The sequence below is a fragment of the Lapidilactobacillus salsurivasis genome (assembly GCF_054785215.1).
Genome location: NZ_BAAABI010000002.1, coordinates 124,251 through 140,143, shown reverse-complemented (window position 1 = coordinate 140,143; position 15,893 = coordinate 124,251). Strand labels below are relative to the sequence as shown.

Here is a 15,893-nt window from a genome sequence, read left to right as displayed (position 1 = left end):
GATAATCAAAGTCAAGCACGCTGGACACCCTGACCAGCACCACGTAAGCCAGGCATTGAGCGGAAACTGGCCACCGCGCCGCGTTCGATTGCTGGCAGCGCAGCCTACCCAGCTCGCTAATTCAGTCCTGCTTGGATCCTGTTGCTGGGTGGGCCTGATGGGCTTGTTGGGCTCGCAGTCGCTCCAGGGTCTGTTGGAAAATCGTTGGGACCGGAACCGAGAATGTCAAGCGTTCCCCAGTTGTTGGGTGAGTGAAACCTAGCGTCCCGGCATGGAGAAATTGCCCGTGACCAGGTAAGGTCTTTTTCGGGCCGTACAAGGGATCGCCGGCTACAGGATGACCAATGTAGCGAAAATGGACGCGGATCTGATGGGTCCGGCCAGTTTCCAGGCGACAAGCGACCAGCGTGTATTGATCAAAGCGCTCCAACACTTCAAAGTGCGTGACTGCAGGCCGGCCACCCGCAACCACAGCTTGACGTTGGCGATTCTTAGGATCGCGGGCAATCGGCGTATCGATGGTGCCAGTGTCGGCGCTAATCACCCCGTGAACCAAAGCCAAATATTGCCGGAGATTTGTTTTGGCCTTCAGTTGGGCTGCCAAACTACGATGGGCTTGATCGGTTTTTGCCACCATTAATAACCCTGAGGTATCCTTGTCGATGCGGTGGACAATTCCTGGGCGAATCTGACCATTGATGCTGGACAGCTGCCCGTGCGCCAGCAGTCCGTTGACCAAGGTGCCGTCCGGATGGCCTGGACTTGGGTGAACGACCAGTCCTTGGGGCTTATTGACCACCAAGACTTGCTCATCCTCATAAATGATATCCAAGGGCATTTCCTGAGGTTCGGCGGCAATCGGTGTCGGCTCTGGTCGGCTCAATTCGATTTGATCACCGGTTTGCACACTATATTTAGCTCGCGTGGGTTGCCCATTGACCAATAGATGCCCGGATTTGATCGCGCTTTGCACCTGACTGCGACTTAATTCTGGGGACATTTGGCTGAGCACTTTGTCTAAGCGGCCTCGTTCGGCTTGAATGGTGAAAATTTGTTTGTCCATTAGCGCTGTGATCCTTTCGCGGTTGTGTCCTCATCACGGTCGAGAAAGAGCACATAAATGAAGATCAAGATCACCCCGACCGTCAAGGCCATATCAGCTACATTGAAAATAGGAAAGTTGATGAAGTCCAGTTGGAACATATCGACCACGAAACCTTGCCGTGCCCGATCAATGAAATTGCCTAACGTGCCCGCCAAAATCAAAACCAACCCGCTAAAGAAGACCAGACTGTCGCGACGCCGAAACGCGCGGACCAACAGAGGTAGAATCACCGCCAAGGCCACGATGGTCACAATATAGAAGAACCAGGTTTGCCCTTCAAAGCTACTCCAAGCGGCGCCACTATTGTTGATCCGGGTCAAGGATAACAGGCCCGGCAACATTGTCCGCGCCTGCCCCATGGCTAAATTTTGCGTGATCCAGTATTTGAGTAATTGATCGCCGCCAAGAACCAGCGCTCCCAGCACCATGATAAAAATCTGCATCTATTTTTTCTCCTTCGGTTTTACGCAGCGCGTAACAGTATAGAATGGTTCTGCTAGGACAAACCGGTGATTTGCCCATCAGCGTCAATATCGATTTTTTCCGCCGCCGGGTGCGCCGGTAACCCTGGCATCGTCAAGATATTTCCTGCCATGGCGACGATAAAGCCTGCGCCCAATTTAGGAATCAGTTCGCGAATCGTTAAGGTGAAGCCACTGGGCGCGCCTAAAGCTTTCGGATCATCCGAGAAAGAATATTGGGTCTTGGCGATACAAACCGGTAAGTTCTCCCAGCCAAATTTGTGTAATTGGCGGAGTTGGCGCTGGGCAGTTGGGGTCAATTCAACGGCGGCCGCGCCGTAGATTTTCTGAGCGATCGTGGTTAATTTCGTGACTACATCGGCGCTATCCTGGTAGAGGCGTTGGTAAGTGGCTGGCCGTTGTGCCGCGGTGACGACTAGATCCGCCAAGGCCAAGCCGCCCTTGCCCCCGTCAGCGAATACCGAAGTGAGGGCGCTGTCCACGTGATCCGCCGCGATCAACTCTTGTAAAAGCGTCAATTCGGCGCTAGTGTCAGCCGCAAATTGGTTGATACTGGCAACGACGGGAATTTGGTAGCGTTGCATATTGTGTAAATGCCGTTGCAGGTTTTGGTAACCTTGACGTAACGCCGCTAGGTTCTCGTGATCCAGGTCCGCCAATGGCTGACCGCCATTATATTTCAAGGCGCGAATGGTCGCCACGACCACGATCACATCAGGGGCTTTGGGCAGCTGCGGCGTAACAATATCCAAGAACTTTTCCGCGCCGAGATCAGCGCCGAAGCCGGCTTCCGTAATCGCGTATTCCCCAGCGTGGAGCGCGGCCTCCGTGGCCAAAATACTATTACAGCCATGGGCAATGTTCGCGAAGGGACCGCCATGGATGATGGCTGGGGTCTGCTCCAAAGTTTGCACCAAGTTAGGCCAAAGCGCGTCCTTCAACAGCACAGTCAAAGCGCCCGCCACACCTAGATCCGCGACAAAAACCGGTTGGCGCTGGTAGGTATAGCCAATCAAAATCTGATTCAAGCGTTTTTTGAGATCAGTCAAATCATGGGCCAAGCAGAGAATCGCCATCATCTCACTGGCCACCGTGATTTGGAAACTGGCGCTGCGCATCTGACCGTTTGCTGGTTTCCCTAAACCAATGATCGTTTCCCGCAAGGCGCGATCATTGATGTCTAACGCTCGGGGCCAGCGAATCCGTTTAGGATCCAAGTTCAATTGATTACCTTGATGTAAATGATTGTCGATCAACGCGGCCAAAGTGTTGTTGGCGGCGGTCAGTGCGTGCATATCGCCGGTAAAGTGCAGATTGATGTCGGCCATGGGCACCACCTGCGCGTAACCGCCACCGGTAGCCCCGCCCTTCATGCCCATTACCGGGCCCAAAGAAGGCTCCCGTAAGGCAATCACCGCCGAATGCTGGCGTTGATTCAGGGCGTCCGCCAAGCCGACGGTAACCGTTGATTTGCCTTCTCCTGCAGGGGTAGGATTGATTGACGTGACCAAAACCAACTTGCCTAGCGGTCGTTGCCGCAACTTGGCCAAAGTTACGCCTGGTAATTTGGCCTTATCATGACCATAGGGTTCGATCTCGGCCGCGGTAAGGCCTAATTTGGCCGCAATCGTCTCGATCGGCGCGGCTTGATTTGCTTGTGCAATGGCAATATCTGTTTTCATGGTTCAATTTGCCCCTTTTGGTTGATCATTTTTTGGAATTCACGGACGTGTTTCGCGCTGAGCCAGAGTCGATATTCTTTCGCTTTGGTGGTGGCCACCGTGATTGTGCGTTTACTGAAATCATACCGCTGGACTTCGGCTAAGGGTAACGTAAAGGCTTGGCGGCGGAAGGGAAAATGGAGTTGTAACTGACCGGTGGTTTGGTCGAGCTGTAAATAGGAACTTAAGCCCAAATATGTGGCCAGCCCTAGAAAAATCAGGCCGAGCCCGACGGCGATCCAACTAACAGCGCCGGTCATTTCCAATTGAAAGATCACGCCTAGCAGGAGGATCGCGGTGGTCCAAAGCCAGAGATTCAAGCGATTCAACGTCAGTGTTTGACAGTAGATTTTCTTCGTTATTTTCATAAAGAGCGCACCTCATCGTCTATCTTATCACAGACTGTTGTACAATGGGACTATCAATCACGCCAGGTGATCAGGTCGCCGTCGCTGTTCGTTGGTGACGGTAACTCGAATCATTTCGCGAGTCAGGAGTGTGGCGATGCTTTGGCTAACAACGGATGCTGCCGTGGATCGCGCGCGGCAACTTACGGGACTAGGCTTCTTTATCCAAGATCATGAGCGACCAGAACGGACGGTGCGCTGGCAACAACAGGTTCCCTACATTGATAATCATCACGCTGAATTCGCGGCGGTCTTGGCTGGTCTAACTTATTTAGCGCAACACTGGCCTTTGGCGACCAGCGCCGTCATTTTACAAACTGATAGTCAATTGGTAGCGCAGGCCTTGACCAAGCGCTACGCCAAGCACTATGACGCCGAGCTGAAACAAATTCTGGCGGTCAGTGACCAGTGCCAGCTCTTCATCGTCAAGCAAATCACCGACCGCCAAAATACCACCGCCCACCGCCTGGCCCGACAGGCCATTTATGGCGGTCAAGCCTGACGTTGTTAAGCACAAGGAGCTGGGACAACAAACACGTTTCAAAAAAAGCCTTAACCGGATGTGGGTCCAGTTAAGACTTTTTTGCTTACCATTAACCAACAATTGATCAGCCCGCGCTGACTGATCTACTTGAGTACCCGGAAGCGTTGATCAGCCGGTAAATAATCCTTGTCACCAGCGGGAGCTTCAATGGAGCCATAAGGCATTTGCGCCCGTAACCGCCAAGTGCTGGGAATATCAAAAGCCGCCGCGACTTCCGCGTCGATCAGCGGGTTGTAATGTTGCAGGCTGGCGCCGATTCCGTTATTCGCCAAGCTTGTCCAAACGCCGACGGTCATAATGCCTTGACCTTGCTCCGACCAATCTTGGAAATTATCGCGATATAGGGGGAAATTCTGTTCCAGATCATGAACGACCGCCATATCCGTGTAATACAGAATCGTGCCGTGACCAGCCTTAAAGGTCGCCAACTTGGCGGCCGTGCGTTTGAACGCTTCTGGATCAGGAACTTCTTTTTCCAAACGTTTAGCAATCAGCTCCCAGAGTTGATCATGCTTTTCCCCGAACAGGAAAACGGCCCGTGTCGTTTGGCTGTTAAAGGCGGTTGGTGACTCCGCGACCACCGCTTCCACCAGGTCAACCACTTGCTGATCAGTCAGGGCGATATCTTTACCTAGCGCATAAATCGACCGCCGTTGTTTCAATAATGCTAAATAGTCTTGATTCATCATAAAAACTCCCAACTCAATTTGAATTTTATTCCTTGAATCTAATATATCAACTTCCTTTAAGTAAGTCTAACGATTATACTCGATGGAGCAACTTTTTTTCGATTTAGCGGCCAAAAAAAGGTTACGGCGGGCAACTCCCGTGACTCCAGCCACTTAAGCGGTTCCACCAACAGCGAGTCGTTAGTAAAATGACCACTTTACTCGCAACTCGTGAATCTTGCGGGAAACTATGATAAAATTTAGGCATTATCTTAAAAAGGAGTTTCAAGATGAAAGTTGCAGTTATGACTGATAGCACCGCCTACTTGACACCAGAGCAAGCCGCGCGCTATCAAATCCATGTGTTACCGATCCCGATTCTCTGGGGCGATGAAACGTTACGAGACATGATCGATATTGGCCAGGAACCCTTCTATGATCGGATGCGCACCGATCCGGTCTTACCCACCACGTCACAACCTTCCATCGGGGCTGTCCAAGAATTAGTCGGGCAATTGGCCGATCAGGGTTACGAGGCACTGATTGCACCGGTGATTTCTAGCGGGATCAGTTCTTTCTATAGTAATTTAGCGGCTTATGCGGCCCAGGAGCAACGCCTGAAAGTTTACGCGTTTGATTCCCACATTACCTGCGCGGGGTTGGCCTTTGCCGCCCAATTAGCGGGTAAGATGGCGCAAAGCCCGGATGCTGATCCGGAGCAAATCATGACCGCCCTGGCCGACCTCCGGGAAACAACGGGGGTCTACTTCATGGTCGATGATCTGGCCCACTTACGCCGCACTGGCCGCCTAAGTAATGCCTCCAGTTTTGTGGCCGGGCTGTTGAAAATCAAACCGATTCTTTCCATGGATATTCACGCCGCGGGTAAAGGCGAGATTTCCGCGATTGCCAAGGAACGCCAAACCAAACGCGCGGTTCAATGGATCATGGACCATTTTGCAGCGGCGATCGCAGATGTGGACTACCCGATCAGGTGTACGATTTTTGACGCCAACGATCCCGCCGCTAAACAGGAATGGCTCCAAGAATTTTCCCAGAAATTCCCACAAGTTACCTTTGATACCAGCATCATTGGCCCGGTAATTGGTGTTCACACCGGTGAAAAGGCCATGTCCATGATTTGGGCCAAAGACTGGGAGAAATTCTAAGGCCAGCCTGATCAAGCTATTATTCGTCTTTTCTTAGATTTTTTCGTTACCGTTTTCATTTGATTAAGTTGATCAATCCTTGATGTGGTCAGGCAATGAGCCAAGTCGGCTTGCCGCCAGGATTACATGCGCCTGATCGCCAACTGAAACCACATGATTGAGACCATCGCTTCCCTGGGGAGTCGATGGTTTTTTAAATGGACCGCTGATAAGGCAGGCTTCACCACTCCAAGCCTGGTCAGAAGACCAATCGCGTCTGATTGCCGCCACCATCTTGCAGCCTGCAAGTGCTAAAGCAAACGAGAAAATGTTGAGCGGCTGGAGCGGAGAGAATCGGGGTGAGCTCGCCGTGAAATTGGTCTTAGTGGCTGTGCCACTAAGACCAAGGCTCAGCTTTGAGATTTTCGGCGCACTTCCGAAAAGCTCAAAGTGACGCCCACAGCGAGCTCACCCCGATTCTCGTAGCGCAAGCTGCGGACACGGTTGAAATCACCCAAGCCTCCAAAATCCTGGCTAGGTTAATGCTCGGAAGCTCACGGGGTGGCTCACACTTTTTTGATTGTTCGCAATTCTTTTTAGTCGTTTTTCACCGCGAAGTTTGCTAGACTGGAAGTGCAAGAATTTAAACTGTCGTGCCTGGCGCGGCGGTCATTGGAGGGGTCGTTATGTACTATGTGGTCATGCCCAAGCGCGATATTCGCGACAACTTGGCGACTGAGCAATACCTGATGAATCAGAAATCTTTTGATGAGCCTTTATTGTTATTTTATATTGAAGCGCCTTGTATCATTGTCGGCCGTAATCAGAATACTTTCGAGGAGATCAATCAGGATTATGTGGAAGAGCACGGTATCACGGTGACCCGGCGTTTATCCGGCGGCGGCGCGGTCTACCAGGATTTGGGCAATCTTTGTTTCAGTTTCGTCGTTGACGCCAAAGACCAGGCGTTTGGTGATTTCAAGTCCTTCGTCCAACCAATCGTGACGGCTTTGCAGAAGATGGGCGCCAGTTCCGTTGAAGTCAGTGGTCGTAATGATATTCTCGTTGACGGGAAGAAGTTCTCCGGCAATGCGATGTACACGCGGAATGGCAAGACTTTTAGTCACGGCACCCTCTCCTTTGACGTGGATCTGGACGTCTTGACCAAGGCGTTGAATGTCCCCGCCGATAAAATCGCCTCTAAGGGCATTAAGTCGATTCGTTCGCGGGTCACCAACATTAAGCCTTATTTACGCCCCGAATTTCAGGAGCTGACCACGGAACAGTTCCGTGACCGCTTGATCAAAGAAATCTTTGGCGTGGCCGATTTAGCGGAAGTCGCGGATAAGGAATATCGGTTGACCGCTGAGGATCAAGCGGCCATCGATTTGATCGCTCAAGACACTTACCAGAACTGGAACTGGGTCTACGGCAAGAATCCTCAATTCAGTATTCAAAAACGGAAACACTTTGATTATGGCACGATCGACGCGCGGATGTTAGTGGAAAATGGCCGTATCAAAGCGATCACTTTCTTCGGGGACTTCTTTGGCCCCCAGGATGTCCATGAACTCGCGGATCATCTAACCGGAATCATTTATGATCGCGGTCATTTGACCACAGCTTTGGAGCAACTCGATGTTAGTCAGTATTTCACTGGGATCAGTCAAGAACAGCTGATCGATTTGCTGGCGCAATAAGCGCAAGTCTTTGCTAACCAGGCAAGCTCACGAAAATGTGGGCTTGCCTTTTTTGATTGGGTTGTTTGACTGGGGGCCTGAGCGCGCTGGTTATTCTGACGCCTGGTTTAGCTGGCCCCCCTGCTCAACTTTGGCGGAAGTTGGCGAATAAACTTGTTTCTCGACCGATTTTGCATTAGGCTGTAATTATCATTGTCGCGAAGGAGCAAGTTATGTTACGGGTAGGACGAAAAACCAAGGCGGATAATCAAATCATCTCGGTGATTGCGATGACGCCACAAGATCGCACGGAATTAATGGACACTTATCATTTGACGGGGGAGTTCTTGCGGTACGCGACAGACCCGCTGGAACGGGCGCGCGTCGAATTCAATTCTTTCACACAAAACTGGTTGATCGTTTACAACGTGCCAGTTGCCGCTACCGAAGCTGATCGCCGTGTGATCCATCCAGTCAGCTTTATCATCAAGGATAATCTGTTATTTGTGTTCGTGACGGAACAGACCAAATACGTCTTGTCAATGACCACGGATCTGAATGTGGGTGATCAGACTAAGGGCGTTTGGGATTCGATTTTCTCGTTATTGTTTGAGATTACGACAACCTACTTTGATCATATTCAGCGGTTGACGCAAGTGCGCGCCCAAATTGAAACCCATTTGCGGCAACGTCAGCGGAATAATTCGAAGCATATTTTTGAACTGGCCAATTTAAGTACGGATCTGACTTACTATTTGACGGGCGCCAACGGTAATTTAGTCGCCATCAGCCAACTAAGCTTGGCGGCGCGGCGAGCAGCCAATTTACAGCTGAGTAGTATCAGTCAATCACAGCTGGAAGATGTGGAGGTCGAAGCGCGGCAAGCCCAAGAAATGCTGGAATTGAACAGTGACATCGTGGATAAATTATCGAACACCTACAACAACCTGTTGAATAATAATTTGAACCAAGTGATGAAACTATTGACGATCTATTCGGTTGTCTTGATGATTCCGCCGATTATTTTTGGCTTTTACGGCATGAATATGACCCTACCCCTAGCTGACAAAGAATGGGGCTGGCTCTTCTCCATCTTGATCTCGATCATTCCCATCGGCTGGGTGATCTACCGGCTACATCGCGACCACTTTATTTAAAGCCGATTTTTAAGATGGTAACATGCTGAAAAAGATAGCGAAAAAAGACGAGCAGTCATCCATCCTGCTCGTCTTTTTGAAATAGATTCATTCTCAAACATCCAGGTCGGCAATCGCGTGGTCTTCCATTGATGGATTATCACCTGTCACTCGGCGTGGCGCCACCTAAACGTATCAGTAAGCCATTAAGCGGCTGGAGCGCGGCGCTGAAACGTGCTGCACAGAACTGCCGTCTGTATTTAACTAAGCACTGGGTTTTCTGGAGGCGATCGATCCCCCAAAGTCAACCAGTTAATGCTCAAAGTCAACCTTTGGTGCTCCGCACTAAAAATGTGTTCGCTGACCTAGCTTCTTCCGCTTAACTATGCAACTATTTTGGAGGCATTAACCCGCCTCCAAAATAGTTTCTATAGTTTCTAGGGTAATGATCAGGAGCTACCCGGATCGGCTTACACTCTGGCGTTGGTGGTCTGTTTGCTCGTTAGGCGGAAGGTCGGGCTGGGGGTGAGTCAGCCGCGATATTATTGTTGGCGATTTATCGCCTACAATAAGGCCGAGCTTGAAGATTTTCGGTGGTTTTCCGAAAAGCTTCAAGTCGTGCCCGCAGCGTTCCACCACCCCCAGCCCGACCTGAAGCCCCACCACATCTGCCCGCCACCAACGCCACGCGCAGCGTAAGCCGCGGACATGATTGAAACGTGTTCGCCACCCCAGCTTCCTGCGCTTAGCTACGTCAGGCTTCTGGAGGCATAGACCGCCTCCAAAATCCTGACTAGGCTAATGCTCAGAAGCTAACCGGGGTGGCTCTCACTCTTGTTTTTGTAGTCTGGGCGGCCCCAATATTGGAACAGGTCAGTGCGGAGATAACCGTTATAGAGCTTGCGTCGTTTCGTGGCGCGTTGTCCGTAGAAATTCTGGAATTCCAGATCACTGGTTAGAATGTATTTACTCCAGGTCGTCAAGGGACGGAATGCTTGGCCCATGTCCGCATAAATCTCCCGGGCTTTTTTCTGGTCGTTCAAGCGTTTCCCATATGGTGGATTGGCGATGATGATGCCGTTTCGCAGGTCGGTCTTGAAGTCTTTCACGGCGACCTGCTTGAAGGTGATGTCGTGGAGAACGCCAGCTTGCTCGGCATTGACTTTCGCCAACGCGATCATGGTTTCATCGATATCATTGGCGAAAATCTGCAAGGTCAGATCGTTTTTTATCTCGGCTTGCGCCGCCGCTCGGGCAGCGGCCACCATTTCTGGTGTGATGGCGGCAAATTGCTCAAAAGCAAAATGACGCTTCAGTCCCGGCGCGATATTTCGCGCTTTTAGGGCCGCTTCAATGGCAATCGTGCCTGAGCCAGTCATTGGATCAAGAAATGGATCATTGGCTCGCCAAGGTGTGAGGGCAATCAGACCAGCCGCGAAATTCTCTTTCAAGGGCGCGCCACCGTGGTCGATCCGGTACCCACGTTTGAAGAGGCTGTCGCCGGTCGTATCGATCAACAACTCGGCTTGATTCTTCCGCAAGCGAATATCGATTTTGGTGAGGGCGCCTGTTTCTGGTAATCGGGAGCGGCGATGGTAAGCATCCTGCAACCGTTGCACGATCGCCTTTTTCGTGATGGCTTGAACGTCAGGAACGCTGTGCAGTTTCGAAGCTACCGAGCGGCCAGTGACCGGGAATTGCGCGTCCATCGTCAAATAAGTTTCCCAAGGAATCGCGTTGACTTGATCGAATAATTCGGTGAAATCCAGCGCCTTGAATGTCTTCACAATAATCATCACCCGGTCAGCCGTGCGCAGCCATAAGTTGGTTTTGATGATGTCCGCGGCCTCACCTTGGAAATAAACACGGCCATTATCGGTTTGGGTCTGATACCCCAACGCTTGTAATTCCTTCGCCACGATTGCTTCGAAGCCGGCCGCCATGGTGGCCATTAACTGATAAGTCATTTGTTGCCTCCTCACAAATACAAATATTGATCATACCCAGCTTGCTTAATGTTCCTGGCAAAACCAGTTCGCTGGAACTAAGCCCAACAAGCGTGTTCGCCGCCAACTGTTACTTGTTTTTTAAAAAACTGTCATTGCGCGACAGTTTGATTTTCCTGAAAAAAATTGACGCAAAACGAGTTTGCGCCAACCACCTTGGTAAATTTCTATAAGCCACGTTTTGTTCCAACCAGAATTAGGTCCATTCTGATCTTCAGTAATCATCTATCTGCTGACGCTCCTACTTTAGGTTCGATTTCCGCCGTAGGACTCCCCTACCAAAATTTGGGTTGCTCGCTCGTGGGGTTTACCCGTTCCAGGCGCCGATTTTCAGGGGCGCATCGTCTCTGTGGCACTTTCAAGGCATTGACCATGGCGTAAACTTTAGGTCGTTGCCTGCCGTTACCTGTCACCAGGCACCTTAGCTTGTTGGGCTAAGCGCGAACACTACAAGCATCACAGCTTGTGCGAGCGTGGACTTTCCTCAGTTTATCCGAAATAAACCGCGATTACTCGAAACTTACCATTATTCACATAAATTGATGATGTTGCGATGATCGGTGTTATTTAGAACCGATCGATTTGACTTGGACCGCCGAAATTATTACTCGGTTGCGTCGGCGTTGTTGGCTGAGTTGTTGCCGGATTACTGGCAATCTTCGCTGCTTCTTTCTCGCCAAACACATGCCGCTCCAAGTTACTGATCCGCCGCAAAATATCATAATTAGTGGTATTTTGCACTGCGGAAACGCCGCTATTGAAGCTCGGCGTATTCGCGCTGTTGCTATCAAGTTGGCGCGACAACTCATCGACCCGCTTGACCAGGCGCGTATTCTCCTGCTCTAAGGTCTTGATTCGATTACGAAAACTCTCATAATCCTGAATGACTTGATCCAAGAATGGATCGACCTCCGCATCGTCGTAACCACGATACTTTTTCTTGAAGTCTTTGTTAACAATGTCTTCAGGTGAAAGATTGATTTTGAATTCGCGATTCTCTTCTGGTTTGTCCATAAATTCCTGCACCTCATTAATCATCGATCACGCATCTTTAACAGTATACCAAAAAATCAACCAAATGAGAACCAAAACTCCCGATTTCTCCCGATTACTTGCAAAACTCACTCCCGTTGATTCATTTCGTCGGCTTGATCTTGCAACTGATAGAAATCGATCAGTTCTAATTCATACCCTTGCGGCTGCAAAGTTTGCGTGATGTATTCGTAGTCATAACGCGGCTTGCCCGGATGTTCCGGATCATACAACAGCAAGGCTCTTTCGGTATGCTGCCCCATAAAGTGTTGATAATTTTGGAGCTGGCTGGGGTTGCGATAGGGCTCCTGAGACGTGTAGCCAACGAAATCAGCTTGGGCCAGAATCTGTGCCAGTTTACTTTGATTTTTCTCATTCCACTGTTGCCCAAACGCGCTAAACGGCAACATGATCGCGACCCGTAATTGGGGATACGTTGCTTTCAGTTCCACCGTCGTGCTAACCGCCCACTGCTCTGTACCTAATTGGGCGCCGGTCAACACCCACTCCAGACCATCATCGAGATAGCGCTGTAAGGTATTTCTTAGCGAATACTTAATAACTTTCAATTTCGGGTCCGTATCTTGATAAACATTGAGTTCGTACGAACGATAACCAGTCAACCACAATCGATTTGCCATGGGAAAACAGCCTTTCTAATGAAGTTCAGGGAGACAATCTGGTATAATGTGGGCATTGGGAGTGTCGACAATGATAATCAATTATCCAAATGGGCAACCATATCAATTTCAACCAGATGAATCTCAGTCTAACACAAAACAGCCGCGCCCGCGGTCACAAAAAGTGATTTTTGGCGGCCGGGGCATGACTTTGGAAGAAACCATCAATGAGAGCAACGACTTCTACCGCCAGCAAGGACAAGCGGTGATCTATAAGAAGCCAACGCCGATCCAAATCGTGAAGGTGGACTATCCGCAACGCAGTCAAGCGGTCATTCGTGAGGCTTATTTCCGTCAGGCCTCGACGACTGACTACAATGGGGTTTACCAAGGTTATTATCTGGATTTCGAGGCCAAGGAAACCACCAATAAACAATCTTTCCCCCTGAAGAATTTCCATCAACATCAGGTCGACCATTTCCAACGCTGTTTGCAACAAGGTGGGATCTGTTTCACGATCATGCGTTTCACCAGTTTGGATCGGTATTTCGTCACCCCTGCTTCCCTGTTGATCCAGCATTGGCAGCAAGCGCAAACTACTGGGCGTAAGTCGATCAGTCTCACTGAGATCGCGGCCACGGGCTATGAATTACGGTTGCATTATCGCCCCAGCCTGGATTACTTAACGGCAGTTGATCAATTGATCCAGAAGACAAATTTGAAAAAATAGGTGATTGTTTTATGGCGCAACAAAAAAAGGCAATGACTCGCGAGGCGCGCAAAGCAGCGCAAGCGCGGAACACGCGTTCAAAGAAGCCAACAAAGAAGCAAAAGAAGCCCCTCTGGCGGCGAATCATCAAATGGTTCCTCTGGCTGATCGTGGCCGGCGCTGTTTGTGGTGGCGGGCTATTTGCGTACTATGCGAAGGACGCGCCCGCGTTATCCGCCAGTAAATTGGAAAGTGGCCAAAGTTTGACCATCTACGCCGCCGATGCCAAAACGGTTTTGACAAAGTTGGGCAGTGAGAATCGAACTAATGTGAAGAGTACCGCGATTCCGCAACAACTGAAGGACGCGGTCGTCTCGATTGAAGACCGTCGTTTCTACAAAGAGCCGTTCGGGATCGACCCGATTCGGATTGCTTCTTCGGCTTTTTACAACTTGACGCACCCCAACAGCGATCCGCAAGGTGGCAGTACCTTGACCCAGCAGCTGGTCAAACTGACTTACTTCTCCACCAAGAAGTCTGATCAAACATTGCGGCGTAAAGCCCAAGAAGCCTGGCTAGCAATGAAAGTTGAACGGCGCTTTTCCAAGGAGCAGATTCTGGAATACTATATCAACGCGGTTTATGAGGCCAACGGGATTTACGGCATGGGGACCGCGGCGACGTATTATTATGGCAAGGATCTGGACAAACTGACCATTGCCCAAACCGCGCTGATCGCTGGGATTCCAAACTCCCCGAATAATTATGATCCATACGCGCACCCCGAAGCGGCGAAAAAACGGCGGGATCTGGTCATTCAGGCGATGGCTGACAATGGCAAGATTTCGGCCAGTGAAGCCGCTACCGCCAAGGCGACCGCCATCGATACTGGCTTAAAGGCGAAGGCGGCGGCGGCTGGGTCCAATGATAACGCCCTGGTCGCTGACGCCTACATCCAGGAAGTCATCAAGGCCATCAAGAGCAAGGGCTATGACCCCTACCGTGACAATTTGTCTGTGGTGACCAACTTGGATTTCTCCGCGCAAAAGTATCTTTACCAATTGGTCAACGGAACACAAATTGCTTTCCCAGACGATTCGTTCCAAACCGGGGTCACGATCACCGATCCCAATAACGGCAATGTGATCGCGATGATCGGGAATCGTAAGGTCGGAAATGTGCAAATGGCGCTGAACCGAGCGACGCAAACCGATCGTAGCAACGGCTCAACGATGAAGCCGCTGTTGGATTACGCACCGGCCTTCGAATATCTGGACTGGTCCACCGCCCAAAAGGTTGAGGATACCCCTTATACCTATCCGGGCACCAATATCAGTTTGATGGACTGGGATCGCAAATATCTAGGCACGATGACCTTACGGCGGGCATTGGCCGTTTCCCGGAATATCCCCGCCGTCCGTACCCTTGAGGAGGTCGGATTGACCAAGGCTAGCCAATTCGTCAGCAATCTAGGCATCAAGATTCCCAGCAGCGCCGGCTTATCCGTCGGGATCGGCGCGAATATCTCCACCCTGCAAGTGGCCTCTGCTTACAACGCGTTTGCCAATGGTGGGACCTATTACAAGCCGCAGTACATCAAGAAAATCACCACCGCTGACAAAATCGAACACGATTATGCCGACAACAATGAAGGCACACGGGCGATGAAGGCCTCCACGGCATACATGATCACCGACGTGTTGAAAGACGTGATTACCAATGGCAGCGCGCCTAGCACCGCCATTTCCGGCCTGTATCAAGCTGGTAAAACCGGAACCACAGGTTACACCGATCAAGAGATCGCTAAAAATGCGGCCTTGAACAATACGGTCAAGGATTCGTGGTTCGCTGGTTTTACCAAACATTATTCCATCGCGGTCTGGACCGGCTATGACAAGGTCAATCAACACGGCGTAGCCAATCAAACGATTGCCCAACAGATCTATCGCTACATGATGGTTTACCTCAGCCAAAACGTCAGCAACTCTGACTGGACCATGCCTAGTAGTGTCGTCAGCCAAGGCGGCGAATTGTATGTCAAAGGTTCTGAGCCTGACAGCGATACCGATGATCAAGATGAAGAATCGTCCTCCTCTGAGAGCAGCAGTTCAAGTTCCAGCGAAAGTTCTTCCAGCAGTGAAATCGATCCAGAGCAACCTGGTAACGGTGAATCTTCGTCCAGTAGCACCACGACCACCCCAACCGAACCTGGCGGCAACGATTCCAGCGCCAGCAGCAGTTCGGCGACCACAGGCGGCGGTAATGGCGGTGATACCGAATCACCAGGAACTGGCAGTAGTAGCACGACCCAATAATTAGGCGCACCTTAAACAGCAGTCTAGTCACTTTCGTAGTGACTGGTCGGCTGTTTTTTTAAAACGTGCTCCCCGCCTCAGCTCCCTGTGCTTGAAGATGTCACCCTGATAAATAAATACGCAATCTGGCGGGTTTTTTCGTCGCAAAAAATAAGTGTCACAGGTGATTGGGCAGCGCCAGGCAACCACCACCAGCTGATGACGTGACCACCAATGTGCCTAGGCCCGCAACCTTTTGACCATCAGAGCCAAGTTAAAAAGGGTCCGTACCAAGAAATTCGTTGAATTTCTCGGTACGGACCCTTTATTTGAATTCGGCCA

At 50.6% G+C, this 15,893-nt stretch carries 15 protein-coding genes and 1 other RNA gene; 7 read left to right on the top strand and 9 right to left on the bottom strand.

Features of this window, described 5'->3' with window-relative positions:
- Window positions 1–121: 121 nt before the first annotated feature.
- From ACYVSB_RS02645 to ACYVSB_RS02630, 4 genes are read right to left on the bottom strand one after another with little or no spacing between them, the layout of a single operon-like run.
- Window positions 122–1,063, bottom strand: a complete 942-nt coding sequence (locus tag ACYVSB_RS02645; RefSeq protein ID WP_461218335.1) for an RluA family pseudouridine synthase — start codon at window positions 1,061–1,063, stop codon at window positions 122–124.
- On the bottom strand, window positions 1,063–1,548 hold the full coding sequence (gene lspA, locus ACYVSB_RS02640; RefSeq protein ID WP_461218334.1) for a signal peptidase II: 486 nt from the start codon (window positions 1,546–1,548) through the stop codon (window positions 1,063–1,065). Before lspA ends, ACYVSB_RS02645 begins: the two co-directional genes overlap by 1 nt.
- Before the next feature lie 53 nt (window positions 1,549–1,601).
- Window positions 1,602–3,269 (bottom strand): formate--tetrahydrofolate ligase, encoded by a 1,668-nt coding sequence (locus ACYVSB_RS02635; protein WP_461218333.1) that lies wholly within the window; start codon window positions 3,267–3,269, stop codon window positions 1,602–1,604.
- Window positions 3,266–3,676, bottom strand: coding sequence for an EbsA family protein (locus tag ACYVSB_RS02630; RefSeq protein ID WP_461218332.1), 411 nt, complete (start codon window positions 3,674–3,676; stop codon window positions 3,266–3,268). The genes ACYVSB_RS02635 and ACYVSB_RS02630 overlap by 4 nt, the downstream gene beginning before the upstream one ends.
- Before the next feature lie 136 nt (window positions 3,677–3,812).
- Between ACYVSB_RS02630 and ACYVSB_RS02625 the strand changes: the two genes are divergently transcribed.
- Complete coding sequence (locus tag ACYVSB_RS02625; protein ID WP_461218331.1) at window positions 3,813–4,217, top strand: reverse transcriptase-like protein; 405 nt, start codon at window positions 3,813–3,815, stop codon at window positions 4,215–4,217.
- A gap of 125 nt (window positions 4,218–4,342) precedes the next feature.
- Here the strand turns inward: ACYVSB_RS02625 and ACYVSB_RS02620 are convergent, their stop codons facing one another.
- A complete protein-coding gene (locus tag ACYVSB_RS02620; protein WP_461218330.1) occupies window positions 4,343–4,945 on the bottom strand; it encodes a nitroreductase family protein in 603 nt (200 codons plus the stop codon).
- Between the two features lie 272 nt (window positions 4,946–5,217).
- Between ACYVSB_RS02620 and ACYVSB_RS02615 the strand changes: the two genes are divergently transcribed.
- The 4 genes from ACYVSB_RS02615 to ACYVSB_RS02600 all read left to right on the top strand — a co-directional run bounded on the left by ACYVSB_RS02615 (window position 5,218) and on the right by ACYVSB_RS02600 (window position 8,911).
- Window positions 5,218–6,096: a DegV family protein gene (locus ACYVSB_RS02615; protein ID WP_461218329.1), complete on the top strand. Its 879-nt coding sequence runs from the start codon at window positions 5,218–5,220 to the stop codon at window positions 6,094–6,096.
- Window positions 6,097–6,370: 274 nt separating this feature from the next.
- Complete coding sequence (locus ACYVSB_RS02610; RefSeq protein WP_461218328.1) at window positions 6,371–6,529, top strand: hypothetical protein; 159 nt, start codon at window positions 6,371–6,373, stop codon at window positions 6,527–6,529.
- Between the two features lie 232 nt (window positions 6,530–6,761).
- Entirely contained in the window at window positions 6,762–7,775 is a 1,014-nt protein-coding gene (locus tag ACYVSB_RS02605; RefSeq protein ID WP_461218327.1) for a lipoate--protein ligase, read from the top strand.
- A gap of 212 nt (window positions 7,776–7,987) precedes the next feature.
- Window positions 7,988–8,911: a magnesium transporter CorA family protein gene (locus tag ACYVSB_RS02600; RefSeq protein ID WP_461218326.1), complete on the top strand. Its 924-nt coding sequence runs from the start codon at window positions 7,988–7,990 to the stop codon at window positions 8,909–8,911.
- Window positions 8,912–9,702: 791 nt separating this feature from the next.
- Here the strand turns inward: ACYVSB_RS02600 and ACYVSB_RS02595 are convergent.
- From ACYVSB_RS02595 to ACYVSB_RS02580, 4 genes are all read right to left on the bottom strand, one after another.
- Window positions 9,703–10,857 (bottom strand): THUMP domain-containing class I SAM-dependent RNA methyltransferase, encoded by a 1,155-nt coding sequence (locus ACYVSB_RS02595; protein WP_461218325.1) that lies wholly within the window; start codon window positions 10,855–10,857, stop codon window positions 9,703–9,705.
- Window positions 10,858–11,061: 204 nt separating this feature from the next.
- Window positions 11,062–11,417, bottom strand: an RNA gene (rnpB, locus tag ACYVSB_RS02590) — RNase P RNA component class B.
- A 46-nt stretch (window positions 11,418–11,463) separates the two neighbouring features.
- Window positions 11,464–11,934, bottom strand: a complete 471-nt coding sequence (gene gpsB, locus ACYVSB_RS02585; RefSeq protein WP_461218324.1) for a cell division regulator GpsB — start codon at window positions 11,932–11,934, stop codon at window positions 11,464–11,466.
- 83 nt (window positions 11,935–12,017) lie between these two features.
- Complete coding sequence (locus ACYVSB_RS02580; protein WP_461218323.1) at window positions 12,018–12,569, bottom strand: SLOG family protein; 552 nt, start codon at window positions 12,567–12,569, stop codon at window positions 12,018–12,020.
- A gap of 70 nt (window positions 12,570–12,639) precedes the next feature.
- Between ACYVSB_RS02580 and recU the strand changes: the two genes are divergently transcribed.
- Both recU and ACYVSB_RS02570 read left to right on the top strand, forming a co-directional pair.
- Complete coding sequence (gene recU, locus ACYVSB_RS02575; protein ID WP_461218322.1) at window positions 12,640–13,278, top strand: Holliday junction resolvase RecU; 639 nt, start codon at window positions 12,640–12,642, stop codon at window positions 13,276–13,278.
- An 11-nt stretch (window positions 13,279–13,289) separates the two neighbouring features.
- Window positions 13,290–15,572 carry a transglycosylase domain-containing protein gene (locus tag ACYVSB_RS02570; RefSeq protein WP_461218321.1) on the top strand — a complete coding sequence of 761 codons (2,283 nt, stop codon included), beginning with the start codon at window positions 13,290–13,292 and terminating at the stop codon, window positions 15,570–15,572.
- The last annotated feature ends 321 nt before the right edge of the window (window positions 15,573–15,893 follow it).